The following is a 12,319-nucleotide window of genomic DNA, read 5'->3' as shown; positions in this document are numbered from 1 at the left end:
TGAGGCATGTTCATGATGTCGAATATAGAGGAGGGTGGCCTATGGAACGCAACGAGAATGACCATACAAAAGATGTGGAAGTATCGGATACGAATGGGGAAGGAAATAAGCCTAATCCAACCACGAGTAAGCTGAAGAAAGAAACGTGGGAATGGGCAAAAGCGTTATTGATTGCCGTTGTTATCGTTGTGGTGCTTCGTGGGTTCTTATTTGAGCCATTTAAAGTCAAAGGCCCTTCGATGGAACCAAATTTCTTTGATGCAGAACGATTGATCGTCAATAAAATTACGTATACTTTTGGTAAGCCGAAACAAGGAGATGTTATCGTTTTTAAAGCGACAGCTGAAGATGATTACATTAAGCGGGTAATCGGGCTTCCAGGTGATACAGTAAAAGTAGATGGTGACAAGGTGTTTGTTAATGGTAATGAGCTGAATGAACCCTACTTAAAGACAGCGGTTGAAAATGCTCATAAAGATGGACACCCGTATAATACATTACGTAATTTCCCAGAATCGAAAGTGCCGGAAGGTAAACTCTTTGTATTAGGAGATCATCGTCCAGTATCCAAAGATAGCCGTTTTGAGGATGTCGGTTTTGTTGATATCTCACAAGTCGTAGGACGTGCAGATGTCATTTTCTGGCCGCTGAATAAATTTAGCCTCGTTGACTAGCATGTCTCGATCGGGCCGTAAGAGGTGAAAGCATGAACATACAGTGGTTTCCTGGTCATATGACTAGGGCAAGAAGACAAATTCAAGAAAAACTCAAACTCATCGACGTGGTGATTGAACTACTTGATGCACGTATTCCGCAGTCAAGTCGAAACCCAATGATTGATGAAATTTTAAAAGATAAGCCGCGACTAGTCGTCTTGAATAAAAACGATTTAGCTGATCCGAAAGTGACTGCAGAATGGATTCGTTATTTTGCAGAGACGGAAAACTTGGATGCGCTCCCAATTGATGCGTCAACAGGCTTTGGAGTTAAAGAAATTATTCCACGCGCAAAGAAGCTGTTAGCACATAAGATTGAAGCTCAAATTCGCAAAGGGATGCGCCCACGTGCGATTCGTGCACTTATTGTAGGGATTCCGAATGTGGGGAAATCGACATTAATTAACCATATGGCTGGCAGAAAGATTGCGGCAACTGGAGACAAACCAGGGGTGACAAAAGCGCAGCAATGGATTAAAGTTGGCACGGAGATGGAACTTCTGGATACACCGGGCATTTTGTGGCCAAAGTTTGAAGACCAGCAAGTGGGTCTTGCTCTAGCTGCGACAGGTGCGATTCGTGAAGAAATTCTGCATCTGGACGAAATCGCCTATTATTCCATTCAATACTTAATTGCAAATTACCCCGAGGAGCTGAAGGAGCGCTATAGCTTAGATAAGCTGCCTACTGATCTGGAAGATAACCAAGCCATATTAGCTGTTATGGAGGCAATTGGGCGTAAGCGTGGGGCGATTGTAAGTGGTGGACGAGTGGATCTCGATAAGGCATCTGTCATCATTTTACGCGAACTTCGTAATGGAAAAATCACACGGATTTCGTTAGAAACACCTGGGGCTCAGATAGCAGCCGAACCCATCATGGAATAGTATTTGAATAAGAAGTACCTTTGGGTGCTTCTTTTTTTGACTTCACATATATCCAAATATTGGATTGCGTTCAGCTCAATTTCTAAGGATAATGTCGAAGTGGTGTCATTTACGCAACAAAGGGGAGACATACGAATGTTTAGGAAATTTAGAAGTTTAAGTCTTGTTGTGAAAACAAGCGTCATTCTCAGTATCGTGCTTATCATTCTTACAGCGGAGTTCGTAAGCAGTGCATACTATAAAGAACAACAGTTGTACTTTGATCGAATGAAAGCCATTGATCAATCGATGAATGCGATCATTGAGCAGGAGATCAGGGAGAATCAATTCGTTGATGGTGCTTTTTATCAAAATATATCTAAAGCCTTAGAGAAGACGAGTACAAGTAGTGGTGTGAAGGATAGTTACTTATTTTTTCCGGAATTGATATCAGAAGATGGGAAAAATTACTTCACATTTTTAGGGGCGGATCGCGCTTCTCAATCTAATTATGAGCTGAGTAAGGAATTAAAAGCAGCGTATGATGCCATGCAAAAAGATGGTTTAGGAATTACAAAGGTGTACAAGGATGATGTAGGGGAATGGATAACGATCCTAAGCCCGATTCGAGACGAGCGAGGGGAAGTTGTTGCGATTAAAGGGGCGGATTATAGTTATCAACAAATTGATAGTGATCTGTCTGCATCACTCACACGTAATGTTTTAATAGGAATCTTAGTTGCGGGAATTGCGGTTGCTATTATAATCGGATACGTTTGGTATGCATTACGACCGCTTTTACAACTTACGAAATTATCCAAGCAAGCTGCACAAGGGGATTTAACTTCTGTCATTTCAATTCAAAGTATGGACGAGATTGGTAGACTGACGATTAATTTTAATCAGATGGTTGCAAGCTTAAAAGAGCTAATCTTACATATTAAAAAAAATTCAGAACAAGTTGTTGAATCAGCAGGCGTATTACGTACAAATGCGCATCAAGCAGCCTCAAGTACACATGAAATGACGAATTCGTTTCAAAGCATTGCGCATGGCTCTAAAACACAGTTAAGCAGTATGGAAGAGAGCAAGAAGGCAATGGATGAGATGGCAAGTGGTATTGCTACAATCGCAGAGTCATCAGGAAATGTGTCAGAACTAGCTAATCAAGCAACTAACTACACGGATCAAGGGAACACGATTATACAAGATACGGTAACTCAAATGGATAAAATCCATGATTCTGTGTCAAAGACAGTAACTAGCCTCCAACAATTACAAGTAAATGCAGATGATATCAGTCAAATCTTAAAAATAATAAGAGATATTGCAAATCAGACGAATATGCTAGCTCTGAATGCAGCAATAGAAGCATCACGTGCCGGTGAGCATGGGAAAGGTTTTGCTGTCGTTGCAGATGAGGTTAGACACTTAGCTGATCGTAGTAAAAATTCAGCTAATCAAATTGCTACGTTAATTGAAGAAATTAATCGGAATATGGCGCAAACGGCAAACACAATGGAAATCGGTGTACAAGATGCGTTAGCTGGCAAAAAAATTGCTTATCTTGCAGGAGAAGCGTTTGGGCAGATTCGCAAATCGATTCAAGAAGTTTCAGACCACATCCAAGAAGTGACTGCAGCCTCCGAGGAGATGTCTGCAAGTAGCGAGGAAATTATTGCTTCTTTTGAAGAATTGGAAGCTATTTCGCGAGATGCTTCGAATCAAACTCAAGTTGTTGCAATTGCATCGGATGAGCAGCTCTCTATCATAGAAGATATTTCAAGTTCATCTGAATTTGTAGAGTCATCCTCCAAAACATTACAGAAACAAATTGAGCAATTTAAGATATAATATGGAAGAGTTAGAGGTTCGTCTATAGGTACATAGACAAGGAGAGAAATCAATGCTTGAGCACGAGAAAATGTTATGGGATCAAGGTGTTAAATATATTGCGGGTGTGGACGAGGTAGGTAGAGGTTGTCTATTTGGAGATGTCGTAGCCGCTGCTGTCATTTTACCTCAAGGTCTAGTCATTGATGGTATAGATGATTCGAAGAAATTAAGCCCGAAAAAAAGAGAAATAGCATATGATCGAATTGTGGAAGAAGCGATTGCAATCGGTCTTGGAATTGTGGATGTTGATACGATTGAGCGTATCAATATTAAGGCCGCTTCTAGGCTAGCAATGAAAAAGGCAGTGGAGCAATTGGAGCAGATACCGGATTTTGTTTTGGTTGATGCGGAGACAATCGATACGACAATTGATCAAATGGCACTTATTCATGGAGACGCGATTAGTCAATCGATTGCTGCTGCTTCGATTATTGCGAAAGTGACACGTGATCGAATGTGTTTGCAGTGGGACTTTGCATACCCCGAGTACGGAATTGCACTCCATAAAGGCTACGGAACGAAACTTCATCGTGAGAAAATAATAGAATTTGGACCGACTCCATTGCATCGCCCTACTTTTTTGCGCAATATATTGCATCAACAAGGTGAGTTGTTTTAATAGACTGCTTTGCATTTGCCGATAAAGATAGAAAGTAGTTAAGAGGATCGGAAATGGAGGCAAGCATAATGAATATTAGTAGTTTGATTCGTTCGGTGATGGGGGAGCCTCAGGGTTCACAAGCGAAAGTGTTGGATCTAAAGCAAGGTGGAATTGTGCGCGGTGTTGTTGTACGAGATTTAGGGAATCAAGAAGCGATGGTTGCAATTAACGGTGTACAAATCCGCGCGAAGTTGGAGACTCCTTTAAATCAAGGTGAGACGACTATGCTTGAAGTACAAGGCGAGACTGAAAATGGTGAGGTTATTCTTAGGCCGATTGCCAACTCAGAGATGCTTAGTACAATGGCTTCGCGTGCAGAAATGTTAAAATCGTTTGGTGTTGCCAATACAGAAGTGAATCGTGAATTGCTCTCTCATATGCAGGAAGCGGGAGTGCCTCTGACCAAGGAAAATGTACAAAAGTTTGCAGAGCTTTTAGCTGAAAAACCTTTGAATGTGGATGCGAAAATATGGGTAGGTGCTGCTGCTGTTGCACAAGCAAGAGGTATTCCACTTAGTGGCGCAACCATAAATGCCATGTTGGAAGCAATGACGGGTCCCTCTTTGACAGAGCACCTTGGAAAATTGGAAGCTGGGATTCAAGCGGTATTAAAGGATACAGGACTGTCACTATCGAATGAAGTGAGAGGATCACTTATGAAGGCTGTTGATTTGCTCCACCAAGTGGAGCAGTTAACAGCTGGCTCGCAGCGGAGCTCTCTCGCGGCAGTACCTGAAGCGACTCGCGAAGCTGTCGCTCCAAGTGTGACGCAAGGTCCTGCCGCCTCGCAGGCGGCGGGACCGCGTGGGGACAACACCGCCAGCGCTCAGCCAAGCGGCGGCAGTGTAAACCCCGCCCATGTACAGCAGGCACATGGGCGGGAAGCCATCCCCGGCGGCGGGACCGCGCCGGGGGGAGTAGCCCCAGCCCCGAGCCCTGCCGGGGGCTGGATTGGCAACGTGCTCAAGCTTCTAGGCGTCGAGCACGAAAATTTGTTAGCCAAAGCTGTGCTGGCTAACAACACCGCTACAGGCGCGCAAGATGAGGCGCCTGAGGCTCCAGCAGGCAGTCTAACGGCTGCTGCAAGTCAAGAGAAGGTAAATGCGCCATTAAATGGTCAGATGGCTCAGAGTGCGTCTATTGCAACGAGAACAGCTGGTAATATGCAAGTTAATGCCCAGAGTAATATTCAGGGTAGTATTCAAGGTGCTCAGGTAGCTAACCAGCAATCAGTAACTGGCTCTATTCCAGGTATATCTGTGAATGCAAGCACAAATTCAAGTGTTATTCAAAGTCCAGTAAATCCGAATTTACATACGGGAACTGAATCCAATCAGCCAGAACATACAACGGCAGCAGATCAGAAAGCTCCGCCAAACCCAATATCTAATAATAAGGTTCAATTTCAAGCTCAAGATCTGACTCATCTAGCGAAGGCACGCACAAACGCAGCGCTTGAATTATTTGCACCTTCTTCCATGCCAGTGGAATCAGCGGCTAATCATAGTGTACGAGAGACATTGAAAAGCCTACTCCTGTCATTAGGAACGACTAATGAACTGCCTCCAGCTTTGAAGGAAGCGATGCAAAGCGTTGTACAACAAATTACAGGTCAGCAGCTCCTTTTGAGCGCCGATCGTACATCTCCCTTTGCACACGTAACCTTGTTTATTCCGTTTACTAATGGGGATAGACTACAAACAGCCTCTGTCCATATTCAATCACGTAAAGGTGACAAGGGGGTGCTCGATTCCAATAATTGCCGTTTATTATTCGATCTGCAGATGAACGCGATGGGTGATACGCTTGTTGATGTGCAAGTGGTCAATTCGATTGTTTCCCTACAAGTACATAATGATCACGAAGAAGTAGGGCATCTGATCGAAAGTTTTAGAGAGGAGATTGCGAGAGGAGTGAATCAACTTGGTTTCCAATTCTTATCACTCAAATGTTCTCGTTTTCCTCAAGAATCGATCGAGTCACTTACAAATGGGCAAGTCACGAATGATACGCAAGAAAACGAAATCAATCCATTATTTATGCCCAAACCGTACAAAGGAGTGGACTATCGGGCATGACTAGCTCTAACAAGAACTCACATATGTATACATCACCAATTGACTCCATCTCAGACAATCGATTGAAAGATGAGCAAGGTGTGCAGCCTGATTTTATTGCTAAAAAAGCGGTAGCCCTTCGTTATAATCCCGGTACGGGACCTTCTGCCCCAAAGGTTGTTGCGAAGGGAAAGGGTCATTTAGCAGATGTCATTTTACAAAAAGCAAGAGAGAATGGGATTCCTATTCAAGAAGATAAATCATTAGTTGAGGTACTATCCAAGCTAGATTTGGATCAAGAAATACCTGCAGAGTTGTATCAGCTTGTAGCAGAAGTACTTAGTTTTATATATCGCTCAGATTCCCGATTGCGTGAGAGGAGGAACCCATGATCGAAGGCAAATCTCCAGATCTACGTAAACAGACTGGTAAATATGGTGAGCAGGTTGCTGCTGATTTTTTAATAGATAAAGATTACTGTATCATTGCTCGTAATTGGCGCTGTCGCTCAGGTGAAATTGACTTAATCGCAGAGAAAGATGGCGTCCTTGTTTTTATTGAAGTGCGCACACGGAGGAAGACAGGTCGATTCGGAACTGCCAAGGAATCCGTAGGTTTTCGTAAACAAATGCAGGTACGCCAAACCGCACAAGTATACATGTATCAAAATGCAGCATTTAATAAACAAGTGAGGATGGATGTGATCTCTGTCGAATTAACTCCAACGGGAGAGCTAACGATGGTGGAACATATCATTGGTGCATTCTAAACAATTTTGAAAGCGCAGATACCTTATCGAAATACAAATAAAGAGCATCCAGCTCTTTATTAGCAGCATCAATGCTCTTCCTCAAGTTTGAATCAGATCAAAGCCCTCATTACCCCCTACATGTTTAATATAACTCCTGCTTTTTATCCAATGCTCGATATTGCAAGGCTTCAGCAAGATGAGGTAACTCAATATTTGTACTATTTTCTAGATCTGCAATCGTGCGGGCCATTCGTAAGATACGATCATGTGCCCGGGCACTAAGTCCTAGCATTTCAAAAGATTGTTCCAGCATTTTTTGTGTCTCCACATCTAATTTACATACCATACGTAACATCTTACCGCTTAATTCGCTGTTAAAACGGATAGAGGTTTCTTTAAAGCGTTCTTGCTGCTTGATCAAGGCTCTTTCAACTAATTGGCTCATTTCTGCTGAAGAGAGCGATTCCTGCTCGCTTGACAGAACAGAAAAATCGGGTTTAGGTACTTCGACGTGCATATCAATGCGATCAAGTAAAGGACCAGATAGCTTAGAGCGATATTGTTGTACTTTAAGGGGTGAGCAGGTGCAAGGCTGTGAAACAGGATCGCCGGATCCGAGGAATCCACAAGGACATGGATTCATCGAAGAAGCGAGTAAAAATTGAGCTGGGAAGGTGTACACGGCGCGTGCACGACCTATTGTTACCATACAGTCTTCTAATGGCTGCCGGAGAACCTCAAGAACATTTCGCGAGAATTCAGGGAGCTCGTCTAGAAATAATACGCCACGATGTGCGAGGCTTACTTCACCTGGTTTGGGGTTAGACCCTCCGCCGACAAGTCCTGCAGCTGATACTGTATGGTGAGGCGAACGAAAAGGACGTTTGGTCAGTGGCTTTAATTGATTCGTGAGTTTGCCTGCCGCAGAGTAAATTTTCGTCACTTCCAAAGATTCATCCTCTGCCATTAGCGGCATGATGCTTGGTAAACGACGAATAAGCATGGTTTTACCTGTGCCTGGAGGTCCAATTAAAATGACATTGTGCATGCCAGCGGCGGCAATGACCATGGCGCGTTTGGCTGTTTGTTGGCCGCGAACATCTGCAAAGTCATCTTTTTCAAAAAGATCTTGTTCGTTGTTAGAGGGGGCTTGATTCGCTACGTTTACTTGAATATCATAAACACTCTTTACACGCGCGCCTTCTAGCTCTTTCAAATCACGAAGCGTTTTGATCGCAAAGACATCTACGTCTGAAATAAGTAGAGATTCGGCGGCATTAGCATGGGGCACAATCATACGTTTCATTCCTCGCTGTTTAGCGGAGTGAACCATAGAGAGCACGCCCGGAACGGGTCGGATACTGCCATCAAGTGCAAGCTCGCCTAGGAATAAAGTGTGATCAATTTCGCTTAACTGAAGCTGTTTACTCGTAATTAAAATCCCTGCAGCTATGGCTAGATCAAAGGAAGTCCCTTCTTTTCGTAAATCAGCAGGTGCCAAGTTAATCGTAATACGCTCCATGGGGAAGGTGAATCCACAATTTTTTATTGCTGATCGTACACGTTCAATTGATTCTTTGATTGCTGTATCTGGTAAACCAACTAGATTCACTTGTGGTAATCCATTGGAAAGATCGATTTCGACTTCGATGCCTTTACCCTCTACACCGTGCAAACATGCGCTTAAGACTTTGCCATACATAACAAATAACACCCTTCCTCAAATGAAATGATTGCTCATAGACGAAAGGTGCTTCCTTATCGAAATGATGTGTATTTCCTCATTCGTCATTTTTCTTTCATTTCCTGCCGAATGGTGGCTTTACAAATAATTTACCGAGTAATTAGAAAAAGCGTGAATTTTTTTAAAAAAGTAAGGCAACCGTCGAAAAAAAGTGGTACAATATCAAAGGCTTAGTGATCAATTTCATAGTAGTCACAAGACCTGATTTTATGTAGTCGACATAGAACCATTTCGATAGGAGGAATTTTGCACATGAATATCCATGAGTATCAAGGCAAAGAAGTATTGAAACAATACGGCGTTGCGGTACCGCAAGGAAAAGTAGCATTTACAGTTGAAGAAGCTGTACAAGCTGCTGAAGAATTGGGCACTTCCGTAGTTGTCGTAAAAGCGCAAATTCATGCTGGGGGCCGTGGTAAAGCGGGCGGTGTGAAAGTTGCGAAGAACTTGGATGAAGTACGTGCGTATGCATCTGAAATCCTAGGTAAAGTGCTTGTTACCCACCAAACGGGTCCTGAAGGTAAAGAAGTTAAGCGTTTACTTATTGAGCAAGGTTGCGACATCAAGAAAGAATATTATGTTGGTGTTGTTGTAGACCGTGCTACAGGTTCTGTTGTTATGATGGCTTCTGAAGAAGGCGGCACTGAGATTGAAGAAGTTGCTGAGCATTCTCCAGAGAAAATTTTCAAAGAAGTTGTAGATCCTGCTGTTGGATTACAAATGTTCCAAGCGCGTCGCTTAGCCTATGCAATTAATATTCCTGATGCACTAGTAAATAAAGCAGTTAAATTTATGCTTGCTTTGTATACTGCTTTTGTCGAAAAGGATTGCTCTATTGCTGAAATTAATCCGCTCGTCGTAACAGGCGATGGTGATGTTATGGCACTTGATGCGAAGCTAAACTTTGATTCCAATGCATTGTTCCGTCACAAAGATATCGTTGCACTTCGCGATTTGGCTGAAGAAGATGAGAAAGAAATCGAAGCTTCCAAATTTGACTTAAGCTACATCGCGCTTGATGGCAACATCGGGTGTATGGTGAATGGTGCTGGTCTAGCAATGGCAACGATGGATATCATTAAATATTATGGTGGAGACCCAGCTAACTTCCTTGATGTTGGGGGCGGTGCTACAACGGAGAAAGTAACGGAAGCTTTCAAAATTATTCTATCTGATGCAAAAGTAAAAGGTATCTTTGTTAACATTTTCGGTGGCATTATGCGTTGTGACGTTATTGCTAACGGTGTTGTGGAAGCAGCTAAACAACTTGGTTTAGACAAACCGCTTGTTGTGCGCTTGGAAGGTACGAACGTTGAGATTGGTAAGCAAATCTTGAACGAGTCCGGACTAAACATTGTTGCTGCAGATTCCATGGCAGACGGAGCACAGAAAATCGTTAATCTGGTTAAGTAAACGCATTCAGAAATAGCGATTTGAGCACGCATAACGAATAAAAATAGGGGATGTGAACAAAGATCATGAGTATTTTGGTAAATAAAAATACAAAAGTCATCACGCAAGGGATTACTGGCGCAACAGGTTTGTTCCATACAAAAGGCGGCCTTGAATATGGTACACAAATGGTTGCTGGTGTAACTCCTGGTAAAGGCGGCATGACTCTTGATATCGAGCTAGGTAATGGCGAAACGAAACAAGTTCCTGTCTTTAACACAGTAAACCAAGCAAAAGAAGCAACAGGTGCTACTGCATCCGTTATTTACGTTGCTCCTCCATTTGCAGCTGACGCGATCATGGAAGCAGTAGATGCTGATCTTGATCTTGTTATCTGTATCACAGAAGGTATTCCAGTCCTTGACATGGTTCGCGTTAAGCGCTACATGGAAGGCAAAAGAACAATTCTAATTGGGCCTAACTGCCCAGGTGTAATCACGCCAGGCGAATGTAAAATTGGTATTATGCCAGGATATATTCATACTCCAGGTCATGTAGGTGTAATTTCCCGTTCAGGAACATTGACATATGAAGCGGTTCATCAATTAACAGCTCGTGGAATTGGTCAGTCTTCCGCAGTTGGTATCGGTGGGGACCCGGTTAAAGGTTCTGAATTTATCGATATTCTTAAAATGTTCAATGATGATCCAGATACTTATGCAGTAATTATGATTGGTGAGATCGGTGGTACAGCAGAAGAAGAAGCGGCTGAGTGGATTGCTGCGAATATGACGAAGCCTGTCGTAGGTTTCATTGGTGGACAAACAGCGCCTCCAGGAAAACGTATGGGACATGCGGGCGCAATTATCTCCGGTGGTAAAGGAACTGCGGCTGAGAAAGTTGCAGTGATGGAGAAATGTGGTATTCGTGTAGCACCAACACCTTCTGAAATGGGCTCTACACTAGTAGGTGTTCTTGAAGAAAAAGGTCTTCTTGAAGAATGTATTACTAAAGCATAATTAAAGTAAAAGGTAAGCAACCTTTCATTTCCCTAAGGGGATTTGAAAGGTTTTTTTTGTTACTAAAAGGGGGAATTGTTATTTATGAAGGATCGAGACCTATTATTTGCTTTAGATCAAATGCCTGGGGTTGGCTATAAAACGATCGAACATCTTGTACAATGCAGCGTAACTTTAAATGATTTATTTCGTCTATCAATTAACGAATTGCTGCAACTAGGCATAGGTGCTAAACAATCTGAGATCATTAAGAAAACTTATAAGTCAGAGTGGCTGGATGAGAAGTTGAATGCCTATAAGAAAGCAGGCATCTCCTATATGACTTCATTTGATGCAGAGTATCCCGTTCAGCTCTTAGAAATTGCACAGCCACCTTGGGTGCTATATTATAAAGGGAACGCTCAATTACTGCACAATCCATCCATCGCTATGGTTGGAACAAGAATGCCAACGGTGTATGGTAAAAAAGTAGGAGATGAACTTGCTTTTCAATTAGCTGCATCTGGTATTGGCGTAATTAGCGGACTTGCACGAGGGATTGATACAACAGCGCATCGTGGTGCATTACGTGCAGAGGGAACAACAGTTGCGGTACTTGGTTGTGCAATAAATCAAGTTTATCCGCCAGAGAATACTTCACTGTGCAAAGAAATTGAGGAGAGAGGGATTGTCATTTCGGAGTACCCCATGGGTACAAAGTCTCATCCAGGATTGTTCCCGCAACGTAATCGGATTATTGCTGGTCTATCAGTTGGAGTAGTCGTAGTTGAAGCTGCTGAACGTAGTGGTTCATTGATCACGGCAGATTCCGCATTGGAATCTTCACGTGATGTGTTTGCTGTTCCAGGTCCGATTACTTCACCTAATAGTAGGGGATGTTTGCGATTAATTCAGCAAGGAGCTAAACTTATCACTTGTGTAGAAGATATTTTAGAAGAATATAAAGATGTACTGATTTTGTCGAAAAATACAGCCAAATCGGAAGTTTTGCTTGATTCAGTTGGCGTACAATTGACGGAAGAGGAATCTTTTGTCTATCGAATTGTGTTGGAAGAACCAAGGTCACTTGACGCACTTCTAACCCTAACCTCATATAAATTTGGACTTTTACATTCAGTTCTGTTATCCTTGCTTATGAAAAAAAAGATTGTACTTCTGCCGGGATCAACATACATGGCTTTATAATATATTTTTGGATTTTTCAAAATCGAGAGGGG

The 12,319-nt window shown here is 42.7% G+C and carries 11 protein-coding genes; 10 read left to right on the top strand and 1 reads right to left on the bottom strand.

The genetic code is table 11. The features are described 5' to 3' along the window. Positions 1 to 41: 41 nt before the first annotated feature. The 7 genes from lepB to ACSBOP_RS13015 all read left to right on the top strand — a co-directional run bounded on the left by lepB (position 42) and on the right by ACSBOP_RS13015 (position 6,965). The gene (gene lepB, locus ACSBOP_RS13045) at positions 42 to 674 is read left to right on the top strand and encodes a signal peptidase I (RefSeq protein ID WP_442600967.1); all 633 of its coding nucleotides are present in this window, start codon (positions 42 to 44) and stop codon (positions 672 to 674) included. A 32-nt stretch (positions 675 to 706) separates the two neighbouring features. Next, entirely contained in the window at positions 707 to 1,603 is an 897-nt protein-coding gene (ylqF, locus tag ACSBOP_RS13040) for a ribosome biogenesis GTPase YlqF (RefSeq protein ID WP_442600966.1), read from the top strand. A 135-nt stretch (positions 1,604 to 1,738) separates the two neighbouring features. Continuing rightward, positions 1,739 to 3,436, top strand: coding sequence for a methyl-accepting chemotaxis protein (locus tag ACSBOP_RS13035; protein WP_442600965.1), 1,698 nt, complete (start codon positions 1,739 to 1,741; stop codon positions 3,434 to 3,436). Positions 3,437 to 3,488: 52 nt separating this feature from the next. After that, the gene (locus ACSBOP_RS13030; RefSeq protein ID WP_442600964.1) at positions 3,489 to 4,097 is read left to right on the top strand and encodes a ribonuclease HII; all 609 of its coding nucleotides are present in this window, start codon (positions 3,489 to 3,491) and stop codon (positions 4,095 to 4,097) included. A gap of 68 nt (positions 4,098 to 4,165) precedes the next feature. Then, positions 4,166 to 6,217, top strand: coding sequence for a hypothetical protein (locus tag ACSBOP_RS13025; protein WP_442600963.1), 2,052 nt, complete (start codon positions 4,166 to 4,168; stop codon positions 6,215 to 6,217). Then, positions 6,214 to 6,588, top strand: coding sequence for an EscU/YscU/HrcU family type III secretion system export apparatus switch protein (locus tag ACSBOP_RS13020; protein WP_442600962.1), 375 nt, complete (start codon positions 6,214 to 6,216; stop codon positions 6,586 to 6,588). Before ACSBOP_RS13025 ends, ACSBOP_RS13020 begins: the two co-directional genes overlap by 4 nt. Continuing rightward, a complete protein-coding gene (locus tag ACSBOP_RS13015) occupies positions 6,585 to 6,965 on the top strand; it encodes a YraN family protein (protein ID WP_442600961.1) in 381 nt (126 codons plus the stop codon). The genes ACSBOP_RS13020 and ACSBOP_RS13015 overlap by 4 nt, the downstream gene beginning before the upstream one ends. A gap of 124 nt (positions 6,966 to 7,089) precedes the next feature. On the opposite strand, the gene ACSBOP_RS13010 is transcribed toward ACSBOP_RS13015, so the two are convergent. After that, complete coding sequence (locus ACSBOP_RS13010) at positions 7,090 to 8,649, bottom strand: YifB family Mg chelatase-like AAA ATPase (RefSeq protein ID WP_442600960.1); 1,560 nt, start codon at positions 8,647 to 8,649, stop codon at positions 7,090 to 7,092. Between the two features lie 294 nt (positions 8,650 to 8,943). Here ACSBOP_RS13010 and sucC point away from each other — a divergent pair, with 294 nt between their 5' ends. The 3 genes from sucC to dprA all read left to right on the top strand — a co-directional run bounded on the left by sucC (position 8,944) and on the right by dprA (position 12,287). After that, on the top strand, positions 8,944 to 10,104 hold the full coding sequence (gene sucC / locus ACSBOP_RS13005; protein ID WP_442600959.1) for an ADP-forming succinate--CoA ligase subunit beta: 1,161 nt from the start codon (positions 8,944 to 8,946) through the stop codon (positions 10,102 to 10,104). Between the two features lie 65 nt (positions 10,105 to 10,169). Continuing rightward, positions 10,170 to 11,102: a succinate--CoA ligase subunit alpha gene (gene sucD, locus ACSBOP_RS13000; protein ID WP_442600958.1), complete on the top strand. Its 933-nt coding sequence runs from the start codon at positions 10,170 to 10,172 to the stop codon at positions 11,100 to 11,102. An 84-nt stretch (positions 11,103 to 11,186) separates the two neighbouring features. After that, entirely contained in the window at positions 11,187 to 12,287 is a 1,101-nt protein-coding gene (gene dprA / locus ACSBOP_RS12995) for a DNA-processing protein DprA (protein WP_442600957.1), read from the top strand. The last annotated feature ends 32 nt before the right edge of the window (positions 12,288 to 12,319 follow it).

Origin of the sequence: Paenibacillus sp. KN14-4R, assembly GCF_052180255.1 — a bacterium.
Classification (GTDB): Bacteria; Bacillota; Bacilli; order Paenibacillales; family NBRC-103111; genus Paenibacillus_AM.
The sequence above is the reverse complement of the archived record's forward strand: the minus strand, read 5'-3'. Positions and strand labels throughout refer to the sequence as shown.